The following is a 21,490-nucleotide window of genomic DNA, read 5'->3' as shown; positions in this document are numbered from 1 at the left end:
AAAAAAATGATTGATCCTGGAAAATTAACACAGCTTGAAGGCGGACAAAAACGCAGAAAACTTGCGCTCACTCTCGGCGCTTTGGAACGCGATATTGATGGAGTTCCTGAAAAAGGCAACGAATATTCTTATAAGTCTATTGCCCGCGCAGACTACGTAAAAAAAATTGTCGAAATTTGCTTAAAAGATCCGCAAATGCCTTCTGATGACGCAAAAATCTTAGAAAATGCGCTCAAAGAAATTCCTTTTAATGAAAAACGCTCTTGCAATCTTGCCCGCAACACAATGCTTAAAATAATTGGAACTTTTCCGGCAGAGTGGGATTTGATTATTGCGCCCCATTCTGAAGTTTTTGACGAAAATGGAATTGTAAAGCAGAGAGATTTTTTTGAGGGCGTGAGCGTTTATGCGGAAGATATTCGTTCTCCGTTCAATCTTGGTTCAATTTTTAGAACGGCAGAGGCAATGGGTGCGGAAAATGTTTTTGTAAGTCCAATGTGCGTTCCGCCTGACCATCCAAAAGCAGTGCGAAGCGGCATGGGCTGTATTGAAACTCTCGGCTGGCAGAAAAAAAGCCTTGATGAACTCGACGAATATTCCCAAAAAAACGATATTCCGATTTTTGTCCTCGAAACTGGCGGAACTCCGCTCGAAGAATTTAAATTTCCCAAAAAAGGAATTTGCATAATCGGTTCGGAAGAGCTTGGAGTAAGCCCGGAAGCGCTCAAAAAAGCATCGTACGGCCGGGTGACAATTCCAATGAAAGGTCTTAAAGCCAGTTTGAATGTTGGAGTTGCTTTTGGAATTCTTATGCAAAAATGGGTCGAATCTCTGGAAAAAAAATGATTTTTGGAGTTTTTGACTGAACCGCAATTCGTGTACTAAAAAAAACTTTTTAAATTTCTAGAATTATCGCTCCAGATTTTTTATCATAATCTGCATTTTCTAAAGATTTTGGCCGTTTTACAGAAAGCAAATCTCCGTTTTTGGGGCGGATATTTGTTTTATCAACCGCAAGAACAAGTCCAATTTCTGAACAGCAGTAATATGCGGATTTGCGGATTTCGGGGAGTTTTATAAAGTCCGAGGCAATTCTCAGTTTTAGATTTTCAGAATCATTTTGAGACGGTTTTTCTTCTGCCATTGGATTTTTTTCTTTGCTGACCAAAACATAGCTCAAAGAAGCACGCTCTTTTTTCAAATTTGCATTTTTAGAAAATCGTAAAAGCTCTTCCGGGGCGTCTGCTGTGTCAAAAGCAAAGTTGCACCATTTTCCGCCAGGATTGGAAGAAGTCCTTCCTGCCATTGGGCATACGTGAATATGCGGACATGGACTTAAAGGCATAAAATTTTTTCGGATAAACGAATCGCGCATCAAGCTTACAAGCCTTGCCGAGCGTGGATCGCCCGGTTCAATAAGCAAAATTGTCTGAGCCGAATTTGTTTCTTTATCAAAATACTTTAGTATGTCGTTTGTATAGTTTTTTGCAAGAAAATCCAGAGGCATTTCGTTTGTCTGGGCAAGTTCATTGAATACGTTTGCGCAGGTTATAAGGGAAGGTTTTTGTTTTATTTGAGTCCCAACTGCGCCTTTGACGCGGACAATTTTCCACGGATTTTGGTCTTCTGTCAGGGTTTTTGCCGCAATCGAAAGAAAAATTTCTTCTCCGGCAGAAAGAGCGCCCTGGCTTAAATCCAAAACATAAAAAGTCAGTTTTTTTGAGCGCAGTTCCGGTCTTGCAAGCCAAAGCGCACAAGGAACAGTTAGAGGCCCGGAACCAAGGTCAAGACAAACATCTTCTTCTTTTAGGTTGAAAGCGTTTTTTGGAAAATTTGCAAAAAGTCTTGTAAGGCGAATTAAATTCCACCACATAAAATAAGAAATATACGCAGAAAGCTGAGAAGCGTCGTTCATGTAGCCGAGACGGCGGCTGTTTCTGTCGTCGGTGAGCTGGTGGCTTAAATTTTTTATCTGTTTTGGAAGAAGAACCTGCTGTTTTGGCGAAAGATTTCTGGTATCAGCAACGATTTTTCCGAAATTTTTAAGAATTTCGAGTGAATCTTCTGGAATGTTTTTTAATTCAAACATTGAAACGGTTTTTGAACTTTTATTTTGAGAAAAATTGTTTTTTCTGCGGTTTTCAATATTCGCTTTTTTTTGCGGAATTTTTTTATCTTCAGTTTTCGCGTCGTTTTTCTGCGCCTTTTCTTCTTTGCGCTGTTTTTTTAATTCATTTTTTGCGGCGAATTTTGCAGAATTTTCGGCTTTATGCTGTTTTTTGCCGGAAGCTTTTTCATACCATTTTGCTTCTTCTTTTTTCATAAAATCTTCCTGATTTTGATTTTTTTTGCCCGGTTATTTTCTGTATTTTCGGATAATCATATACATTTGACTTAATTCGGAACGAATTTGCCGGATTGAATCGAGAATTTCGGCTTTTGAGTCGTAATCCATTGTTTCCCGCAAAATTTCATCCCGAGCGCCTTCAATTGTAAATTTTCGTTCGTTTATGAGATATTTTAACCGGAGAATCAAGTCAATATCTCGTTCTGTGTAAATCCTTCGTCCGCCCAAATCTTTTTTTGGAGCAAAGCCGGGAATTACTTCTTCCCAATAACGCAGAATATGAGATTTTATGCCTGTAAGCTCCTCAGCTTCGCCGATTGAATATGTCACAAACTTTCCTTTGATTTTTATTCAAACCGATTTTCCCAGCGTTTTCGGCTAGATTTCATTTCGAGCATGACTGGAATCTGGTCAAAACCTAAATCTTCACGAATCCTGTTTTTTAAGTAAGTTACGTAGCTTTCCGGAACGTTGTCAGGACTTGTTGCAAAAATTCTGAACGAAACCGGATTTGTTCCTGTTTGCGTCATATAGCGGATTTTAAAGTGGATTGCCTTGCTTGCCGGAGGCGGATAACGGAAAAGCCAGTCGTCCAAAGCCTTGTTCAGGGCAGAAGTTTCGATTTTTGTCGTAAGCTGCTTATAAAGGCGTACTGTTGTTTCCATCAACTCTTTAATTCCATCGCCGGTTAAAGCGGAAAGGCGCAGAATTGGAGCAAACTGCATTTGTCCGAACATATATTGAATGTAATCAACAGTATCCTTGTAGACTTTTTTTGTCTGCTCTTTTAAGTCCCATTTATTCAAAACAAAGATAATTCCACGGCCGCGTTCGTATGCGAGTGAACAGATTTTTTTGTCCTGGTCAGCGAGTCCCTGTTCAGCGTCAATCATCAAAAAAACAATGTCGCATTCGTCCAGAGTTTTTATTGCGCGGTTTACAGAATAATATTCAACGTTTTGCTTTACTTTTGCTTTTCGCCGGATTCCTGCTGTATCAAGAACTTCAAATTTTCGTTTGCCCCAGGTAAAACTTCCTTCAACAACATCGCGTGTCGTTCCTGCATAGTCAGAAACAATTGAATTTTGAGTGTTCGTAAGGCGGTTTGAAAGCGTTGATTTTCCAGTATTTGGTTTTCCGACGATTGCGATTTTGATTACAGGCTCTTCGATTCCTTCCTTTACCTCAGAAAAATCGAGGTGGCTTGTAATTGCCTTTGCAAGTTCTGTTATGTGGTCGCCGTGGTCTGCCGAAATAAAAAGCAGTTCATTAAAACCGTACTGAAGATAATTCCAGCTGATGTTTTCGCCAGAACCGCCTTCGCATTTGTTCACGGCAACTACAACTTTGTTCCAATATGGCCGCAAAAGGTGAATAAATTCCTCGTCTTCTCCGGTGATTTTTCCGGCTTCGAGCAAAAGAAGAATCAAGTCTGCGCGTTTTATTACAGAAAGTGATTTTTCAACGACAAGTTCGTCCATTTCGGATTCCCGGCTTTTTAAATCGCGGTCAAGCTTAAAACCGCCGGTGTCAACAAGGTGAACAGGTTTTCCGCCAATAAAGGCAGTTCCTTCAACAGGATCTCTGGTTACGCCTGGAGTTGGATCGACAATCGCAAGCCGCTTGTGCATAAAACGGTTAAAGAGAGTCGATTTTCCTACGTTTGGACGTCCGGCAATAGCGACTGTCGGAAGGTTAATGTATGATTTATCTGGAAAAAATTTTAATTCTTCGGTTGCATTTTCATCTTTTTGACCAAATTCATCGCCTGTTTCTGAATCCGAAATTTCTTCGTTTTTTTGAATAGAGTCGTTTTCCGATGAATAAAAATCGTTATTTTCGTTAAAAATTTGTTCGTCGGACACAATTTTCTGAGGCTTTGGTTTTGAAAAGTCCGGCTTTGATTTTTTAGTTTTTTTCATAGACCGTTATTTTACAACGAATTAAGTTGTTTTGACGAGATGCTTTTTAATTCTTTTATCGTATATTTTGAGAGAAGTTCTTTGATTTTGCAAATCATTGCCGGGCTCATGCTCAAATTTCGGATTCCCATTCCTGCAAGAACAAGGGCACTTGTTTTTCGGCTCGCCATTTCGCCGCAGACAGAAACATCAATCCCGGCTTTTTCCGCTTCGCTTATTGTGTTTTGAATCATTCTGAGAACAGCAAGATGAAATTCGTCATAAAGCGGAGCAACAGAAGCATTTTCGCGGTCAACGCCGATTGTGTATTGAGTAAGGTCGTTTGTGCCGATTGAAAAAAAGTCGCTCACTTTTGCAAGGCAGTCTGCTGTCAGAGCGGCCGCTGCGGTTTCGACCATAATTCCAATTGGAACTTTCGGGTTGAATTCGATTTTTTCGGCAGAAAGCTCATTTCGGACTGATTCTGCAATTTCCAAAGTTTTTTTTACCTGTTCAACGTCTGTTATGAGCGGAAGCATAATTTTTAAATTTCCGAAAACGCTTGCTCTGTAAAGCGCGCGCAACTGGGTTTTTAGCTGCATTGGATTTTCAAGGCTGAGACGGATTGCCCGAAGTCCCATGAGCGGGTTTTTTTCTTCGTTAATGTGAATTTCCGGCGAATTTATAAGCTTGTCGCCCCCTGCGTCCAGTGTGCGAATTGTAACTGGCTTGCCGTTCATTATCTGCAAAACCTGCTTGTACGCTTTGAACTGCTCTTCTTCATCAAAAAGGCTTGAACGCCCGCCGTTTGTTTCGCTCATAAAAAGAAATTCTGTCCTAAAAAGGCCGATTCCGTCCGCGCCTTCTTCAAGCGCGAGCTTTGCTTCTTCGACAGTTCCGATATTTGCGTAAATGTGAAATTTTACGCCGTCTTTTGTCTGAGCTTCGATGTTGCGGAATTTTTCGAGCATAAGCCTGTGAGCTTTTTCTTCGTCGATTTTTTTCTGAAAATTCTCAAGGGAAGTATTGTCCGGATTTGCAAAAACTTCCGCATTGTTGCCGTCAACAACGACAGTTTCGCCGTTTTCGATTTGAGAGGCAATGTTCTCCAATGCAAAAACAGCAGGAATTCCGTAATTTCGTGCCAAAATTCCAACGTGGCTTGAAATTCCGCCTTCGGTCAGCGCAAGACCGGCAATTTTTCGTTTTGAAAGAATGATTGTGTCGCTCGGATTTAATTGAGTTGCAACAATTACAGCTCCATTTGGAACGGTTTCGATGTTAAAAGGATGAAAGTCCAGCATATCGTCCAAAACTTTTCCAAAAATGTCATAAATATCCAGGGCGCGTTCTGCCAGATAGTCGTTTCCGCTTGAGCGAAGCTGTTTTGCGTATTTTGCTGTCTGGCGGTCGAGAACGAATTCAATATTGAGCGAATGTGAATAAAACGCTTTTTTTAGTTCTTTGATGAATTCAGGATCATTTAGCATTAAAAAATAAGTTTCGTAAAGTTGATTTTGAATTTTATTGTCTTTAGATTCGGTGATTTTTTTAGAAATATCTGTCGAAACATTTGCAAGCGATTTTTCAAAACGAGCCCATTGCTGGTTGTGGTCAGATTCTTCTATTTTTTTGCGCGGAATAACTCTCTTGACGGTTTCAGGAACAACAAAAGCCTTGCCAATGCCAATTCCAGACGAAGCCGAAGCACCTAAAAAAACGTTCATAACTGTATTTTAACTTTCGGGATAAAGCCTGTCAAATGACGTTTTTCCGGCAATTGCGGCAAAAAACTTTTTGAATAAAAAAATGCTGAATGCAATTTTGTCCGGAAAAAACTAGCCCGTGCCGGAGCAGCGCGAAGCGTCCGGCCTTGGCGGATGGAGCGAAAAGCGGAACTGCGCAGTGGACGGATTGACGGCGGTTTGCGCTCCAAAAACATTAGAAGAAACCTTAAAATCTCGACAGCGGCGGGGAATTTTTGGTATACTTTTCTATATTTTAATTATTTTGCGCTGCATTTTTGTGGCGACGGAGTTTTTTAATGGCAGATAAAGATTTGTGCCCTTGTGGTTCTGGTAAAACTTACGCTGAATGTTGTGAGCCTATTATTAAAGGAAGCAAAGACGCTCCCACTGCTGAAAGTTTGATGCGCGCCCGCTATGCTTCTTACGTAAAGCACGAAATTGACTTTATTATCAATTCTTGCGAAGAAGGCGAAAAAATTGCTGAAATTGACCGCAAGGCTACTGAACAGTGGTCAAAAGAATCTACATGGCACGGTTTAAAAATTCTTAACACTCAGAAAGGTCAGGAAGCTGATGACGAGGGTCTTGTAGAATTTGAAGCATCTTATACTGACAAAAATCATTTGAACGAAATTCATCACGAAAATGCTTACTTTAAAAAAGTGAATGGAAAATGGCTTTACGAAGTAGGCGATGTAAAACCTATGACGGTGGTCCGCGAAGGAAAAAAAATCGGCCGCAATGACCCTTGTCCATGCGGAAGTGGAAAAAAATATAAGAAATGTTGCGGCCGCTAAAAGGAATGTCCCAAAAGTATTTTTTCTGCTATTTTCGGGCTTGTCTGAAAATCTAAATATTTACAATCATTTAGAGATTGTTAGCCGAGTTTTTTTCAGAAACATCGCAGCGTCAAGCACGGCAATGGCATTTAGAGCTTATTGGGCGGTTCTTTTGTCGTAGAAGGAAGATAGAATGGCACAGATTGTTACGGGTTTTCATGCGATTGAAGAAAAAGTTCGCCGTGCTCTTGACAGCGGAAAAATCGACGGGCTTTCTCTTCAGCTTGCAAAGACTGGCCCGCGCATAAAAAAAATTCTCGAAAGCGCAAAAAAAGCCGGAATTCCGGTTATAAATACCGACAAAAATGCTCTCGACTCGCTGGTAAAAGTTTTGCCGGAAGTTGCGCGTGATCATCGTGGAATCGTAATGGTTGTCGAAGGCGCTTCTGAAAAAGCTGAAAATGATGTTGATTTTGACAGCTGGATTGCTTCTTCAAAAGCCCTGGAAAATGAAAAACAGACTGTAATTGTTTTGGACAGTGTAACCGATCCGCACAATGTTGGCGCAATAATTCGTTCCTGCGACCAGTTTGGTGCAAGTCTTGTCGTAATGCCTGCCCGTCACAGCGCAAACGATTTTTCTGATAACGAAATTATCGCCCGTTCTTCTGCTGGCGCCAGTGCTTACGTTCCTGTCAGCGTTGTAACAAATCTTGTCCGTGCGGTTCAGCAGTTAAAAGACGCTGGATTTTGGGTTTACGGGGCAGATGCTGGCGGAGAAAATATTACAAAATTAAATTTTCCTGCAAAAACCTGCATTGTAATGGGAAGCGAGGGAAAAGGAATTGCACGTCTTTTGGAAGAGCAGTGCGATTCAGTTGTTTCGATTCCAACTTGCGGAAAAATTGACAGTCTGAATGTTTCTGTTGCGGCTGGCGTGCTTTTGTATGAAGTTTATCGTCAGAAAATTTAATAAAATGTTTTTGCGTTAAAAAGAAACTGCATTATAATAAGATAAATATGAGGCCTAACTTTTTATTTGAAGACGAAAAATCTTCCGACAGCCTTACAAAGCTTTATACGCGGGATGTAGTCGTTGATTACGTAAATTTTATGGTTGCAGAGGGAATCCCGTTTTCTCTTGCAATCGTAGATATTGATAATTTTAAATACGTAAACGACACTTACGGGCATATTACAGGCGACAAAGTTCTGATTGAAGTTGCAGAAAGAATTAAAAAAGTTATTGAAGGTAAAGGTTTTGTAGGACGCTTTGGCGGAGATGAATTTTTAATTGTTTTTCCAGAAATAACCGATTATAAGGAAGTTTGGGAAAATGCCCACAAGCTCATGAATTTTATGAATTCAAACGAAATCAAGGATTTTCTTGGGCTTTATGTGACAATAACTATGGGGATAAGCCGCTTTCCTGAAGATGATTCAACTTACGAAGGCTTGCTGGAAACTGCCGACAAGGCTTTGTATCGCGGAAAAAACAAAGGCAGAAACTGTTTTATAATCTATCTGCCGGAAAAACACGCAAATATTGAACTGAAAACCGAAAAAGATCGCTCGCAAAGCTCAATGTATCTGCATTTTAACGTGTTTAGAATGCTTACGAAAATTGAAAAACTGGATACAGGCATAAAAATGCTCTTTAATTTTTTGAGTTCGTACTTTATGGCTGATCATATTTGTATTCAAAAAGGCGATAAAATCTATTTTGAAAAAGTTCATAAGCTGTCGCGCACAAAGGATTTTTTGCCGATTGACTTGTCGCTTGTTGACCACGCAATGAACGCCCCGGCGGATTTTTTTTATGTTAATCAGCTTGAAGCTCTAAATTCGTCTAATCAAACCGAACTTGCCAGCCAGTATTCTGCTCAGCGGATAAAGGCGGCTTTTGCCTGCAAAATTGCAAAGGCGGAAGATGGAGAGCTTGTTATTCTTCGTGTTGACTCGACCATAAAGCGAATTTGGCAGCACAGCGAAATGGACATTTACATTACGACAGCTAAAGTTTTGGAAATGCTCTATAACAGCGGCAGATTTGTTTTGGAATAATTTAGTTTGTTGAATGTCAAATTTTGAAAAGAATAACAGGTTTTTGTTGACGTAAATCATGCTTTAAAAATAGAGTCCAAACAGAATGTCTGCAAGATTTACGTCTGTTTGCCGGATTAGTAGGCTGGGTTTTAGTTTAAAAATTTTTTTACTGTTTCGGCGATTTTGTCGTCCTTGCAGTCTTTGAAGAAGAGGTCGCTGAATTTTTCGCCGGCAAATGCTCCTTTTACGAGTTCTTTGTCGAGAGATTCGAGAATTTCTGTAAATGGCTTGAATGCGGCTTCGCGCACGCCGTCAAGAATTTTTTTGTTGCGCTGTTCTGGAACTGCGCGTTCTTTTGGATAACCGCCGCCGAAATTTTCTGAAAAAAGTTTTTCAAAAATATATTCGAGATTTAAATCTCCGCCCCAGCCAAAACCGAGTGCAAATGGAAGTGAAATTGCGTTTCCGTCGTTAATTTGTGCAAAAGTGTAGGCATCGAGAGGGCTTGCAACGTGTCCGCAGATTACGCCAGGAAAACTGTTAAGCGCGAGCATTGCTCCTTCGCCAGTGCCACATCCTGTTACGACAAAATCAGCTGCCTTTGAGTTGAGGAGTGTTGCTGCCAGAATTCCGTTTTGAACGTAAGTGAGCTGTGCTTTGTCGTCTGCACTGTACATTCCGTAGTTTACAACTTCAAAACCATGTGCGTCGGCAACTTTTTTGAGCGCATTAAAAATAACTGCGTTTTTTGCAGCCTGAGAATTTTCGTTGATAAGAGCAATTTTCATATTGAACCTCACAATTTTTTTATAACAGATTGAGTCTAACAAAAAAAATGAAAAATTTCATCAATGGAATTGGAATTTTGTAATTTTAATTTTGCGGCAAGGATTGGAGCAGCGCGAAGCGTCCGGCTTTTGCCGGATGCAGCGAAGAGCGGAACTGCGGAAAGCCTGGTTTTTGCAAAGCAAAAAGCCGCCCTTATTTTAGAAATTTTTCTTTTATCTGCTCGAGATTTTCGCATTTTAGCTCCTTGGCGAGGGCAAATTCTTGTTCGGCAAGGTCATTTTGGCCGTTTTTTAAGTATGCGACTCCGAGATATGCGTGGATTACGGCGATTTTCGGCGCGAACTCTGCGCCTTTTTTAAGGCTTTCGATTGATTTTTCGAGGGAGTTTCCTTCTTCGAGGTAGAGCATGCCCAGACTTGCCCATCCTTCGCCTTTTTGTTCGTTCATTTTGATGGCGTTTTTGTAGGCTTCTTCGGCTTTTTGGTAATTTTTTAAGGTTTGCCAGTCCATTCCGAGTGTAACGTAATTCCGGTAATCCGGTTTTTTTTCGAGTGATTTTTCCATCCAGATTGCCGCGTTCTCAAAATCCTCTTTAGCTGAATAAATGTTTGAAATAAAGGCAAAAATCAATTCATCGGAATAGCGGGTCTGTTTTTCGAGAGCTTCGTTAAAAAGTTCGAGCGCCTGGTCATATTTTCCGGCTCCGTAAGCGGTGACTGCCTGCTGTACGCTTGAATCTCCAGGCTTTGTGCACGAAAAAAATAAAACAGGACTAAAAAGAATAGCGCTTGAAATAAAAATTTTTCTTAATTTTTTTAACATAAGGTAAGAATAACAGTTTTGCAATTGTAAAATCAACATCGGCACTTTATAATTGAATGAAATGACTAATTTGTTACCAATTGCCAGCGGAAAAGGTGGCGTCGGAAAAAGTTCCTATGCTGTAAACCTTGCGACAGTTCTGGCTCAAAAAGGAAAAAATGTTATTCTTGCGGATTTGGATTTTGGCGGAGCGAATTTGCATACTTTGCTCGGCTTAAAAAACAATCGCGCCGGTCTTGGCAATTTTATTTATCGTCAGACTGAAGATTTTTCTTCTCTTTTGCAAGAAACGCAGATTCCCGGTTTGAAGTTTATTGCGGGCGACTGTATGTATCCAGGAACTGCAAATATGGACAATTCGTCAAAACGCAGGATCATAAAGGCTCTTAACGCTCAGGAAGCAGATTATGTAATTTTGGATTTGGGAGCTGGAACAACTTATAACACTCTGGACTTTTTTCTGCTCACATATAATTCGCTTTTGGTAACAACGCCCGAATTGACTTCGATTTTGAATGCGTACAGTTTTTTGAAGGCGGCGGTTTTCCGGTTCTTTATGAGGCAGTTTAAGGCAAAGAGTCCGGAAAGGGAATTTATAAACGGGTATTTGAAAAGTGCGGAAACTGGCAGCGATGCGGATTTTGTTGAACTTGTCAAAAAAATCTGCAAAAATTTTCCAGAGACCGGAAAATCTGCAAAAACAGAGCTTTTAAAATATAGACCGCAAGTTATATTCAACCAAGGACAAAATTCTGCCGATTTAGAAATGGCAAAGAGATTGCGTTCGCTTATTCAAAAAAAACTTGGCATAAATATGGATTTTGTCGGTTTTTTGCCAAAAGACGAACAGGTGAGTTTTTCAGTTGCCTTGAGAAAGCCTCTGGCACTTGCAAATCCGGGTTCTGGTTTTGTGAGGGGAATTGAAACTTCTGCGGAAAGAATTATGATTCACTCTTACAGATACAACGAACTCAACGGTTTTGAGGCAGATGATATTTCGAAAGATAAGGATTTAAAGATTCTTGATAAAGAATTTACGGCTGCATCGGCAGAAAAATAGATGCTGACGCGGTAATTTTAATGGGAGCAAAACAAATGGATTTACAGCTTATTTTAGATTCAGTAAAAGAAACCAGCGATTTATCTCAAAAATATTTTTTGGATTTGGGAAATTTATTTCCATCGCTTTTGAATAAAGAAATAAGCCCTTCGCTTAGAAATTTACAGGCGGTTATTAAAGAATTAAGCGAAAATAACGAAAAATCGACTGCGGCAGAAAAAGAAGTTTTTAGCAATTCACAAGATAAATACAAACCTTTTCTCGACCAGCTCAACAGCAAAATCGAAACTCTCTCGGAGCTCGACAAATTTATTGCCGGCGTAAAAGAAGATTCTGAACAAATGGAGCTTATTGCCTTGAATGCAATGGTAATTTCGATAAAATCAGGCGAAAAAGGCCAGGCATTCAGCCGTATTACGGAAAATTTGCAGCGTCTTTCTAACGATATGTTCCAGTATTCTGACCAGCTTTTGGCGGAAGAAAAACAGCTTATTGAACACATAAATAAACTTAAGGATATTTTTTCTGGAATTTTGGCTTCGCAGGAAAATGTTTCGACAAGCGGAAACGCAGGTTCTCAGAAAATTGAGTCAATCATCAGTTCGATTTCTGCTCCTCTTTCGGCAATGGACGGCGACATTGAGTTGATTTATCCTCCGATTCAGAAAGCGATGGAAAATTTGCAGCTTCAGGATATTATTCGCCAGGGACTTGAACACGTGACAGCCTGCCTTAAGGAAGTAAAAACTCAGACAGAAGTTCCTGGAAGCGATGAAGAACTTGATTCGGTTTGCTTTAACATTGCGCTTTATGAACTTTGCGTCGATGTTTTGAGCGATATTATAAATTATGTTTCTAAAGGCTTTGTCGAGTTTGACGAAAAATGGAACGATGTAACAGAAAAACTTGAATCAATTAAATCTCAAAAAAATAATTTTTCGGCCCGTTTTTTGGACGAAACTTCTGGAAGCGAAGAAAATATTGCAGCTCGCCTTTCTGCGGTAATCGGCAGGTTTAAGGAGATGATGGACGGTTTTAACAGTTATCATCTTGTTCAGAAAGATTTGCTCCACGTAACTCAGAGCATAAACGAAAAAGCTCGCACAATGTACACGGTTTTTGGAAATCTTCGCCCTGTTATGAGCAGACTGCATCACGTGCGCATTTTGCAGCAGATTGAAGTTGCAAAAAACGAAGCGATAAAACAGGTAAAAGATTCTGTAACGGACATGGACAACTTGATTAACTCTTCAAACTTGTCTCTCGATTCTATGGAAAAACTTTTGTCTGTATTTATTCACGAAGCATCGAATCTTCTTGTTGAATTTAACAATTCTATTACAAAAGACAATCAGAGCATGATGGATTTGCGCAAAGAAAAAACTGAGTTTTTTGATGAGCTTCAGATTACACAGAAAAACCTTTACGAAATAATCGCTCATTTTGATGTTTTCCCTGAAGGTTTTGACGAAAAATGCAGACTCGTGGCGGAAGATCTTTCTGGAATAAACAATCTGAACCTTAAATTAAAAAAATGCCGCGACGATTTGTCTGAGCAGGTAAAAGAGCTTTCGTCTGTGCGTTCAAGACTTTTTGCAGCGAAAAATATTTCTGAATGGAACATAAAAAATTCAAAATTTAGCGAAATTATAAATCATTTTACGATTACGGCTCATAAAGAAGCAGCCGGAAAGATCGGCGGTTTTGAAATTGAACATGGAGCAGAGCAGGGAGAAATCACTTTCTTCTAATTTTTTACATGAACCGCTATTTTGACCTTCATTTTAATAGAAATATTGTTACTCTTTATCCTGGAGAATATTGGTCTTCGACAGGCCCTGAGATGATCTCCACTGTTTTGGGGTCATGTGTAAGCATTGCCCTTTTTGATCCGATTGCAAAAGTCGGCGGAATGAATCATTTTATGCTTGCAAGGGACACTAATTTGGATATTGACGGTTCTCAGGACAGACGTTTGGGCCGTTTTGGAGAATACGCAGTTGAGATGCTTGTTGCCGACATGGAAAAAAAAGGCGCATTGTTAAAAAGATGCTTTGCAAAAGTATTTGGCGGAGGAAATATATTTAATTCTTCTGAGCCTCAGAGCGGAAGATCTCTTGTCGGGGCTGCAAATATTGATTTTGCATTCGAATATTTAAAATCTCACAACGTTGAGATAAAAAGTTCTGACACTGGCGGAAATTTGCCACGGAAGATTTTTTTTGATCCGGTTAACTCAAAAGTATTTTTAAAGCACATAGATTCGCACAATCCGGACGATGAGGATTTCATAAAATCTAAAGAGCAAAAATATCTGGAATACCTTGCAGAATTAAACCGTCTTGCAAAAGGCTTGTAAAATTTTAAAGCTAAAAATTAGCTTTTTTAGAAACTTCTTCAAATGCTTTTTCGACATCGGCCTCGATATATGAAAGAATTTTTTCTGGATTTAAAATCAAAATAAAAGATTCTTCACGGCGCGCAACCGATTTTACAAAATCCTGGCCTTCTTTTATTCCATAGTCTTTTGAGTCGGCTTGAATTATGTTGAGCCGGCTCACGACATCAACTTTGTCGGCGAGAATTCCAAGCAAGACCGGTTTTTCGTTTTTTTGAGGAATTTCCATTATGATTACCTGAGTTCCCGTTAAATCGTCAGAAACTTCAAGACCAAATAACTTACGCAAATCGGCAATTGAAACCACTCCGCCACGCACATTCATCACGCCTTTTAAGTAAGGCAAGGAATTTGGAATTGGAGTGATTGTTTCAAATTCAAAAACTTCTTTTACATACTTGACTGGAAGAGAAAACATTTCATCTTTTAAATTGAACGAAAAAAACGATTCTGTAGAAAAATGACTTTCATTCATAATTTGACGTCTCCTAAAACTGACGATAGAATTATTATACAAGAAAATTTGCAAAATTTGAAATTTTTAGAATTCTCTTGTAAATGATAGAAATTGCTTTGGGGAGCTTAGTTTGGCTGCAAAAAAAGAAAAAAAATCAAATATTATAAAATGGACGGAAACTGCCGGGATTGAATCTGCTGAGAAGCTAAAGATCGAACTGCAAAAAGCGATAGACGAAAATCCGCTTGTTTTTATTGATTTAAGTGAGCTTGAAGATATTGATCTTTCGGGAATTCAATTGATTTTGGCCGCAAAAAAAGAAGCTGATGCCAAGAAGAAAAAATTTTTGTTAAAGGACAATATTCCTCCTGCAATTTTAGAATACGTTTGTGGCTGCGGAGTTTCTTTTGAAGATTTAATCGACAAAACAGAATCAAAATCGGAGGAGAGTAAAAATGCTTGAACAAATCAGCTCAGTTTTTCTTGAAGAGGCAAATGAACTTTTGGACAATCTCGAAGAACAGCTTTTGACGCTTGAGGAAAATCCTGCCGATTCAGAAACAATAAGCGCTGTTTTTAGGGCGATGCACACAATAAAAGGCTCATCGGCAATGTTCGGATTTAATTCAATTTCTGAATTTACGCACGAAGCCGAGTCCGCAATGGATCAGGTTCGAAACGGGATTGTTCCTGTTTCAAATGAACTTATAGATTTGCTGCTCAAAGCTCGCGATCATATTCGCTTTATGCTCGATGCCGGCCAGGAAATTACGCCGGAAATCATGCAGACCTCGCAAACTTTAATTCTTGCTTTTAAAACTTACGTTGCTAGAAATGGCGGAACTGTTTCAGAAGATGCGGCAAATTTGACCGGAAATCCTTCCCAAAAGCAAAATCCTGCCGCAAAACCAAAAGAACCGGATTCGACTTACCGAATAAAATTTAGACCAAGCAAAAAAGTTATGCAGAACGGAACTCGCCCTGAGCTTTTGGTCAAAGAACTTTCAGAAATGGGAAATGCGACTGTCGTTTCTTTTTATGATTCTTTGCCGGAACTTTCAAAGCTTAACGCAGAAGAATGTTATTTTTCGTGGGATATAATTCTTACGACACAAAAAACGGAAAATGATATTAAAGATGTTTTTATTTTTTTGGACAATGAATCTTCATTCACCGTCGAAAAAATCGAATTGAATCCGGGTGAAAATCACAGAATTGGTGAAATTCTCATTGACCGAAACGATGTTTCTAAAAACCAGATTGATTCGGTTATGCAGGAACACAAGCAGCTTGGGCAGATTCTCGTAGAAAAGCAGCTTGTTTCTAACCAGCAGATTAAGTCGGCTTTGGCAGAACAGCAGCATTTTAAGGCAATGAACGGCGAAAATCCTGTGTCAGGCTCATCGCCTTCTCAGAGTTCAATTCGTGTAAGTTCTGAAAAACTGGATTCTCTCGTAGATTTAATTGGCGAACTTGTAACTTTTAATGCGCGTCTTGAGCAGCTTGCAATAGAAAAAGATTTGCCTGTTTTAAAAAATTTGAGCGAGCAGAGCTCGCGGCTTGCGGTTTCTTTGCGAGACACTTCCCTCGAAATTCGGATGCTGCCAATTGGAACGCTCTTTACAAGATTCCGCCGCACTGTTCGTGATCTTGCTGAACAGCTCGGAAAACAGATTGATTTGGTTATTGAAGGAGCAGAAACTGAACTTGATAAGACTGTTGTTGAAAAACTCAACGATCCGCTTCTTCATTTAATCCGAAATTCTGTAGACCACGGAATTGAACTTCCTGTTGAGAGAATTGCAAACAAAAAAAATCCTAAGGGAACTGTAACTCTTTCAGCAAAACATCAGACTGGAGCGGTAGTAATTACTATTTCTGACGATGGAAAAGGCCTGGATAAAGAGGCGATCAGAAAAAAAGCAATAGAAAAAAAATTGATTTCGGAAGAGGAGAAAATCTCTGAATCGGAAATTTTTCATCTTATTTTTCAGCCGGGATTTTCGACTGCAAAACAGGTTTCAAATATTTCAGGCCGTGGCGTCGGCCTTGATGTTGTAAAAAAAGACGTGCTCTCGCTTGGAGGCTCAGTTTCGATTGAGTCAAAACCGAACAAAGGCACAAGTTTTATTCTAAAAATTCCGCTTACGCTTGCAATTATCGACGGAATGCTCACTCAAGTAGGAAACACAAAGTATATAATTCCTGTAAGTACGATTTCTGAATGTCTTTTTTTTGAACAGACTGGCAAAAAAGCCGAAACTCTTTTTCCTCATACGCTTGTTCACGGAAAAGACATTCCTTGCATTGATTTGCGGAAATTTTTTAAGATTCCAGAATCATATTTAAAGAAGAAAGAAGTTGTTACAATAAATTCTCAAGAAGGGCAGGTCGGAATTATTGTCGATAAAATTTTGGGGAGTCATCAGACCGTAATCAAGCCTCTTGGAAAACTTTACCAGAATTGTCTTGGCATAAGCAATTCGACAATTTTGGGAGATGGTTCTGTAGCTCTAATTCTCGATGTCTATAAATTGGCTGATTTAGTCAATTCAAAAGAAACAGGAAAAAAATAATGTGCGAAATTGGATTTTTTGCTCCTGCAGAGCTGACAGATTCTCAGTTTCATAAACTTTCCAAATTTATTCATACAAATGTTGGAATAAAAATGCCGGACGAAAAACGGCTTATGGTTCAGTCCCGCCTTGCAAGCCGCTTAAAAAGCCTAAAAATGAACAATTTTGACGACTATTTAAAATTTGCTTTTTCAAACACTCCGGAAGGAAATGAAGAAATTGCTCTTATGATAAATGCGGTTACGACGAACCTGACAAATTTTTTTAGGGAAAATGTGCATTTTGAGTATTTAACCAATGTTGTTCTTCCAGAACTTGCACAAAAAAATGAAAAAAAAATTGAACTTTGGTCGGCGGGATGTTCAAGCGGACAGGAACCTTACACGCTTTCTATTGTTTTGCAGGAGTTTATGAGAAAAAATCCAGGCAAAATAGAAGATTATTCAATTCTTGCAACGGATATTTCGTCAAAAGTTTTGGATAAGGCGCTTGATGCGGTTTATCCGATGTCGGAAGTAGAAAGTTTGAGCTATGACTTAAAAAAACGATATTTTTTTAAAAGCAAAGATTTAACAAATCCTTGCGTGCGTTTAAAACCGCAAATTCGTGAAAAAGTTGTTTTTGAAAGGCTGAATTTTATGGATTCGGTTTATCCAAAAACCACTCAAAAAAATGCGATTTTCTGCCGGAATGTGTTGATTTATTTTGACAAAGCAACTCAGGAGAGCGTAATCCGCAAACTTTTGCAGCATTTAGTTCCGGGAGGATACTTATTTCTCGGACATTCGGAGACGGTTTTCGGAATGGAGTTGCCGTTAAAAACGGTTGGACCGACAATTTTTAAAAAAGAGTAAAAAAAGTAAAAATAGGCGGGCTTAAATTCGGTTTTGTGAATAAGCGCAGAATTTGAATTTTTTCCTGACAAAAAACGGACAAAAAAAATGATTATAAAAGTTTTGGTAATTGACGATTCTTCGCTCGTAAGACAGACCTTGTCGCAGGTTCTTGAAACAGATCCAGAAATTCATGTAATTGGAACAGCTACTGATCCGATTGTTGCTGTTCACATGCTTCAAAATGAACGCCCAGACGTAATTATTTCCGACATTGAAATGGCCCGGATGGACGGACTTACTTTTTTGCGAAAGATGAATGAAACAATTGACCCGATCCCAATCGTAATCTGTTCTGCACTCGTAAAAAATAATTCTCCGGAAGAGTTAAAGGCCTATGATCTAGGTGCATGCGAAGTTATTTTAAAGCCGTCTTTTCAAACAAAACAGTTTCTCGAAGAGTCAAAAATTCGTCTTTGCGATGCGGTAAAATCTGCATACAGCTGCACTGGAAAAATCAAGCAGCTGATTCCTTCTCAGGCGATGTCACATTCTTCTGCTGTAAAAAAATCATCTGTTCAAAAAAACGAGGAAGTTTTTAACCTTGCAGAAAACGACATTCAAAGGCGGTCTGTTGAACCGAAGTATACCGCCGATGTTATTATGAAAAAGCCTGATATTCAGATTGCAAATTCTCTCGGAGTTTCTGAGCCAGTTGTCGTGGTTGGCGCAAGTACAGGCGGAACTGAGGCTTTAAAAGACTTTTTGGGCGCTTTGCCGGAAGATTGTCCTGGAATGGTCGTTGTTCAGCATATGCCAGAGCACTTTACACAGGCTTTTGCCGAAAGATTGGACAGACTTTCAAAAGTCACCGTAAAAGAAGCTGCAAACGGCGATGTTGTAAAAGTTGGAACGGTTTTGATTGCTCCAGGAAACAGTCATCTGCTTTTAAAGAGAGAAGGAAATTCATACTTTGTTGAAATAAAAGATGGTCCCCTTGTAACAAGGCACAGGCCTTCTGTCGATGTTCTTTTTCGTTCTGCTGCGCGATATGCCGGAAAAAATGCAATCGGCGTAATAATGACCGGAATGGGAGACGATGGTTCTCACGGAATGAAGGAAATGCACGACGCCGGAGCCTACAATATTGCCCAGGACGAAAAAACAAGCATTGTCTGGGGAATGCCGGGCGAAGCCGTAAAAGCCGGAGCCGTCGATAAAGTGCTGCCTTTGGACAAAATCGCGGAAGAAGTCTGCACAAAAGCAAAAATTATGCATATGAATTTTAATCATATAAAAACGTGTTATTAAAACAGAAAATGAGTAATTAAATGGTAGAATGTAAATAAGTTTGTATTGCAACTTAAGGAGATGAACTAAATATGTCGAAAAAAATTCTTGCAGTTGATGATTCTGTTTCTATAAGGAAGAGTATTTCTTTTATTTTGGGTCAGGAAGGCTATGAAATTGTAGAAGCCGAGGATGGAGTTGACGGACTGGCAAAGGCAAAGGCTGATAAATTCAATTTAATCATCACAGATATAAATATGCCGAATATGGACGGAATTGAGTTTACAAAAGAACTCAGAAATACCAACGGTTATAAATTTACGCCGATAATCGCCCTTACAACAGAAAATCAATCGTCGAAAATGGAAGAAGGCAAGGCTGCAGGAGCTACAGGCTGGATTGTAAAGCCATTTACTTCAGAAAAACTTATTGCCATAGTCAAAAAAATAATCGGATAGAAAATGTCTTTTAGTGAGAGGTCTTTATGAAAAGTATTCGCCATGCAGTTACCGGATTTGTAGCACTTGTTTCAGTATTTTTAGGAATTTCGTTAGCTGGAATTTCAATATTTTTTGCCAGCGATGCAGTAGATATTACATCAAATCATGGAATAAGCGCTCTTATTTATACGACAAAAGAACTTATAGTTGAAGAAATTCAAGCAAATCTTGATGTTGTAAAGGCTCTTGCAACCCGCGAAGATTTACGCTCAAACCTCTCTATAAGAGAAAAAGCTCTTATTTTAAAAGGTTCTGAAAAGAATTTTTCTGGAGCAAATTATTTTGTTTTGGCAGACAAGGATGGACACGGATATACATCGAACGGAAACAGATGCGAGATTAGTGAACGCGAGTATTTTAAACAGGCTATAAACGGAAAGCCTTCAGTTGACGGTCCTGTAATTGCAAAAACGACGGGCGCGCTTGCGCTTTATTTTGCAGTTCCTCTGCGTGACGAAAAAGACAATATTTCTGGAATTCTTGCAATGAAGACAGATACAAGTCTTTTGGACGAGTTTACGGAAGATATGGATTTTGTTAAGGGGACAGAATCTTTTATAATCAACAGAAAAGACGGAATTTTGATTGCAAATACCATTGCGGCCGCAAAAGGCAGCAACTCAACTTTCGAAGCGCTTTCAGTGGAAAATAACATTTTTAAAAGTCTTGCCACTATTAGCAAAAAGATGATGAATGGTGAATCTGATATTGAAAAAATAAAATTTCACGGCCAAAAGTATTACACCGCTTACTCTTCAATTGGAGATGAAAAAATTTCGACAGACTGGGCATTTTCAATTATGGTTCCAGAAAAAGCGTTTATGAGTTCCGTTGATATGATGAAAATCCTTATGTTTGTAGTAACTCTGATTTTTGTTGTAGGTTCAGTGGTTATTTCATGGATTTACGCCTCATCAATTTCAAAACCGCTCAATAGCATACGTGATGCGCTTGCAAGCATTTCGAACGGAGATCTTGTTATAAAGGAAAAAGATTTAAAGCTTGTTGAAAAACTCAGAAAGCGTAAAGATGAACTTTGTGATATGAGCATTGCGCTTTCGAACATGGTTACCTCGCTTATAAAAACTATTCAGTCTGTGCGCGAAGCCGCAATGAACGTTCGTGCAGGCGGTGAACAGCTTTCTTCTTCGAGCCAGGCTGTTTCTTCCGGGGCAAGTGAACAGGCCGCTTCTACCGAAGAAATGAGCGCAACAATGGAGCAGATGACGAGCAATATTCGTCAGACGGCTGATAACGCGACAAAAACAAGCCAAATTGCCGCAAAAACGAATGCAGACAGTGAGGCTGGAGGTCTTGCCGTAAACGAGGCTGTAGAAGCTGTAAAAACAATTTCTGAAAAAATCGGGGTAATCGAAGACATTGCCGGACAGACAAATATGCTTGCTCTTAACGCTGCAATTGAAGCTGCTAGAGCAGGAGATGCTGGAAAAGGCTTTGCGGTTGTTGCAAGCGAGGTTAGAAAGCTTGCAGAACGCACACAGGCATCTGCCGCAGAAATCAGTAAAATTTCTGTTCATACTTTGGCAACTGCAGAAAACGCAGGAAAAATGATTGGCGGGCTGGTTCCTTCAATCGAAGAAACTTCAATGCTTATTCAGGAAATTGCTACAGCAAGCCGTGAGCAGGATAACGGAGCGCAGCAGGTTTCTACGGCAATTGTTCAGCTTGACAGCGTTGTTCAGCAAAATGCAAGTGCTGCCGAAGAAATGGCTGCTATGGCGGAAGAACTCAGTTCTGAAGCACATAAACTTGTTCAGACGATTGCATTCTTTAAAACTCCGGACGAGTTTAATCAAAATGTGGCAGAAACCGAAGAAATACTTAAAAATTCTGTAGAAAAAACGGAAGAGCAAAAAAAACAGAAAAAGGAAGACAAAACTGAATTTGAAAATTCTGCTGAAAAAAAGGTAGTTGAAGAAAAAA

At 39.5% G+C, this 21,490-nt stretch carries 20 protein-coding genes; 13 read left to right on the top strand and 7 right to left on the bottom strand.

Features of this window, described 5'->3' with window-relative positions; all coding sequences use genetic code 11:
* Positions 1 to 846, top strand: an 846-nt coding sequence (locus B4N75_RS07150) for a TrmH family RNA methyltransferase (RefSeq protein WP_349675705.1), incomplete at its 5' end; no start/stop codon positions are given.
* Between the two features lie 49 nt (positions 847 to 895).
* Here B4N75_RS07150 and B4N75_RS07145 read toward each other — a convergent pair.
* From B4N75_RS07145 to ptsP, 4 genes are read right to left on the bottom strand one after another with little or no spacing between them, the layout of a single operon-like run.
* A complete protein-coding gene (locus tag B4N75_RS07145) occupies positions 896 to 2,323 on the bottom strand; it encodes a small ribosomal subunit Rsm22 family protein (RefSeq protein ID WP_296706998.1) in 1,428 nt (475 codons plus the stop codon).
* Positions 2,324 to 2,356: 33 nt separating this feature from the next.
* A complete protein-coding gene (locus B4N75_RS07140) occupies positions 2,357 to 2,677 on the bottom strand; it encodes a MerR family transcriptional regulator (protein ID WP_296019215.1) in 321 nt (106 codons plus the stop codon).
* Between the two features lie 17 nt (positions 2,678 to 2,694).
* Entirely contained in the window at positions 2,695 to 4,269 is a 1,575-nt protein-coding gene (gene der, locus B4N75_RS07135) for a ribosome biogenesis GTPase Der (protein WP_296706996.1), read from the bottom strand.
* An 11-nt stretch (positions 4,270 to 4,280) separates the two neighbouring features.
* A complete protein-coding gene (gene ptsP / locus B4N75_RS07130) occupies positions 4,281 to 5,975 on the bottom strand; it encodes a phosphoenolpyruvate--protein phosphotransferase (protein ID WP_296706994.1) in 1,695 nt (564 codons plus the stop codon).
* 317 nt (positions 5,976 to 6,292) lie between these two features.
* Here ptsP and B4N75_RS07125 point away from each other — a divergent pair, with 317 nt between their 5' ends.
* From B4N75_RS07125 to B4N75_RS07115, 3 genes are all read left to right on the top strand, one after another.
* Complete coding sequence (locus B4N75_RS07125; protein ID WP_296667250.1) at positions 6,293 to 6,793, top strand: YchJ family protein; 501 nt, start codon at positions 6,293 to 6,295, stop codon at positions 6,791 to 6,793.
* Positions 6,794 to 6,968: 175 nt separating this feature from the next.
* Entirely contained in the window at positions 6,969 to 7,748 is a 780-nt protein-coding gene (gene rlmB, locus B4N75_RS07120; protein ID WP_296667252.1) for a 23S rRNA (guanosine(2251)-2'-O)-methyltransferase RlmB, read from the top strand.
* Between the two features lie 47 nt (positions 7,749 to 7,795).
* Complete coding sequence (locus B4N75_RS07115) at positions 7,796 to 8,839, top strand: GGDEF domain-containing protein (protein WP_296706992.1); 1,044 nt, start codon at positions 7,796 to 7,798, stop codon at positions 8,837 to 8,839.
* A 131-nt stretch (positions 8,840 to 8,970) separates the two neighbouring features.
* On the opposite strand, the gene B4N75_RS07110 is transcribed toward B4N75_RS07115, so the two are convergent.
* A complete protein-coding gene (locus B4N75_RS07110) occupies positions 8,971 to 9,609 on the bottom strand; it encodes an RpiB/LacA/LacB family sugar-phosphate isomerase (protein ID WP_296019197.1) in 639 nt (212 codons plus the stop codon).
* 193 nt (positions 9,610 to 9,802) lie between these two features.
* A complete protein-coding gene (locus B4N75_RS07105; RefSeq protein WP_296019195.1) occupies positions 9,803 to 10,432 on the bottom strand; it encodes a tetratricopeptide repeat protein in 630 nt (209 codons plus the stop codon).
* Between the two features lie 61 nt (positions 10,433 to 10,493).
* On the opposite strand from B4N75_RS07105, the gene B4N75_RS07100 reads away from it, so the two are divergent.
* From B4N75_RS07100 to B4N75_RS07090, 3 genes are read left to right on the top strand one after another with little or no spacing between them, the layout of a single operon-like run.
* Positions 10,494 to 11,492, top strand: a complete 999-nt coding sequence (locus B4N75_RS07100) for a P-loop NTPase (RefSeq protein ID WP_296667255.1) — start codon at positions 10,494 to 10,496, stop codon at positions 11,490 to 11,492.
* A 35-nt stretch (positions 11,493 to 11,527) separates the two neighbouring features.
* Positions 11,528 to 13,243 (top strand): hypothetical protein, encoded by a 1,716-nt coding sequence (locus tag B4N75_RS07095; protein WP_296667257.1) that lies wholly within the window; start codon positions 11,528 to 11,530, stop codon positions 13,241 to 13,243.
* An 8-nt stretch (positions 13,244 to 13,251) separates the two neighbouring features.
* Positions 13,252 to 13,851, top strand: a complete 600-nt coding sequence (locus B4N75_RS07090; protein ID WP_296019177.1) for a chemotaxis protein CheD — start codon at positions 13,252 to 13,254, stop codon at positions 13,849 to 13,851.
* A 10-nt stretch (positions 13,852 to 13,861) separates the two neighbouring features.
* Here the strand turns inward: B4N75_RS07090 and B4N75_RS07085 are convergent, their stop codons facing one another.
* Complete coding sequence (locus B4N75_RS07085; protein WP_296667259.1) at positions 13,862 to 14,365, bottom strand: chemotaxis protein CheW; 504 nt, start codon at positions 14,363 to 14,365, stop codon at positions 13,862 to 13,864.
* A gap of 112 nt (positions 14,366 to 14,477) precedes the next feature.
* On the opposite strand from B4N75_RS07085, the gene B4N75_RS07080 reads away from it, so the two are divergent.
* From B4N75_RS07080 to B4N75_RS07055, 6 genes are all read left to right on the top strand, one after another.
* On the top strand, positions 14,478 to 14,810 hold the full coding sequence (locus B4N75_RS07080) for an STAS domain-containing protein (RefSeq protein WP_296019159.1): 333 nt from the start codon (positions 14,478 to 14,480) through the stop codon (positions 14,808 to 14,810).
* The gene (locus B4N75_RS07075; RefSeq protein ID WP_296667262.1) at positions 14,803 to 16,923 is read left to right on the top strand and encodes a chemotaxis protein CheA; all 2,121 of its coding nucleotides are present in this window, start codon (positions 14,803 to 14,805) and stop codon (positions 16,921 to 16,923) included. Before B4N75_RS07080 ends, B4N75_RS07075 begins: the two co-directional genes overlap by 8 nt.
* A complete protein-coding gene (locus B4N75_RS07070) occupies positions 16,923 to 17,777 on the top strand; it encodes a CheR family methyltransferase (protein WP_296019142.1) in 855 nt (284 codons plus the stop codon). The genes B4N75_RS07075 and B4N75_RS07070 overlap by 1 nt, the downstream gene beginning before the upstream one ends.
* A gap of 87 nt (positions 17,778 to 17,864) precedes the next feature.
* Positions 17,865 to 19,067 carry a protein-glutamate methylesterase/protein-glutamine glutaminase gene (locus tag B4N75_RS07065; protein ID WP_296019132.1) on the top strand — a complete coding sequence of 401 codons (1,203 nt, stop codon included), beginning with the start codon at positions 17,865 to 17,867 and terminating at the stop codon, positions 19,065 to 19,067.
* Positions 19,068 to 19,138: 71 nt separating this feature from the next.
* On the top strand, positions 19,139 to 19,504 hold the full coding sequence (locus tag B4N75_RS07060; RefSeq protein ID WP_296019127.1) for a response regulator: 366 nt from the start codon (positions 19,139 to 19,141) through the stop codon (positions 19,502 to 19,504).
* A 26-nt stretch (positions 19,505 to 19,530) separates the two neighbouring features.
* A partial coding sequence (locus tag B4N75_RS07055; RefSeq protein WP_296667264.1) for a methyl-accepting chemotaxis protein occupies positions 19,531 to 21,490 on the top strand: 1,960 nt, incomplete at its 3' end.

Origin of the sequence: Treponema sp. UBA7570 (assembly GCA_002477955.1) — a bacterium.
Lineage (GTDB): Bacteria > Spirochaetota > Spirochaetia > Treponematales > Treponemataceae > Treponema_D.
This window is presented reverse-complemented; position numbering and strand designations above follow the sequence as displayed.

Bases quoted from the DNA above. Each gene is read 5' to 3' on its own strand.
- B4N75_RS07145 (WP_296706998.1), bottom strand. From the start codon at position 2,323: ATGAAAAAAGAAGAAGCAAAATGGTATGAAAAAGCTTCCGGCAAAAAA.
- der (WP_296706996.1), bottom strand. From the start codon at position 4,269: ATGAAAAAAACTAAAAAATCAAAGCCGGACTTTTCAAAACCAAAGCCT.
- ptsP (WP_296706994.1), bottom strand. From the start codon at position 5,975: ATGAACGTTTTTTTAGGTGCTTCGGCTTCGTCTGGAATTGGCATTGGC.
- B4N75_RS07125 (WP_296667250.1), top strand. From the start codon at position 6,293: ATGGCAGATAAAGATTTGTGCCCTTGTGGTTCTGGTAAAACTTACGCT.
- rlmB (WP_296667252.1), top strand. From the start codon at position 6,969: ATGGCACAGATTGTTACGGGTTTTCATGCGATTGAAGAAAAAGTTCGC.
- B4N75_RS07115 (WP_296706992.1), top strand. From the start codon at position 7,796: ATGAGGCCTAACTTTTTATTTGAAGACGAAAAATCTTCCGACAGCCTT.
- B4N75_RS07110 (WP_296019197.1), bottom strand. From the start codon at position 9,609: ATGAAAATTGCTCTTATCAACGAAAATTCTCAGGCTGCAAAAAACGCA.
- B4N75_RS07105 (WP_296019195.1), bottom strand. From the start codon at position 10,432: ATGTTAAAAAAATTAAGAAAAATTTTTATTTCAAGCGCTATTCTTTTT.
- B4N75_RS07100 (WP_296667255.1), top strand. From the start codon at position 10,494: ATGACTAATTTGTTACCAATTGCCAGCGGAAAAGGTGGCGTCGGAAAA.
- B4N75_RS07095 (WP_296667257.1), top strand. From the start codon at position 11,528: ATGGATTTACAGCTTATTTTAGATTCAGTAAAAGAAACCAGCGATTTA.
- B4N75_RS07090 (WP_296019177.1), top strand. From the start codon at position 13,252: ATGAACCGCTATTTTGACCTTCATTTTAATAGAAATATTGTTACTCTT.
- B4N75_RS07085 (WP_296667259.1), bottom strand. From the start codon at position 14,365: ATGAATGAAAGTCATTTTTCTACAGAATCGTTTTTTTCGTTCAATTTA.
- B4N75_RS07075 (WP_296667262.1), top strand. From the start codon at position 14,803: ATGCTTGAACAAATCAGCTCAGTTTTTCTTGAAGAGGCAAATGAACTT.
- B4N75_RS07070 (WP_296019142.1), top strand. From the start codon at position 16,923: ATGTGCGAAATTGGATTTTTTGCTCCTGCAGAGCTGACAGATTCTCAG.
- B4N75_RS07065 (WP_296019132.1), top strand. From the start codon at position 17,865: ATGATTATAAAAGTTTTGGTAATTGACGATTCTTCGCTCGTAAGACAG.
- B4N75_RS07060 (WP_296019127.1), top strand. From the start codon at position 19,139: ATGTCGAAAAAAATTCTTGCAGTTGATGATTCTGTTTCTATAAGGAAG.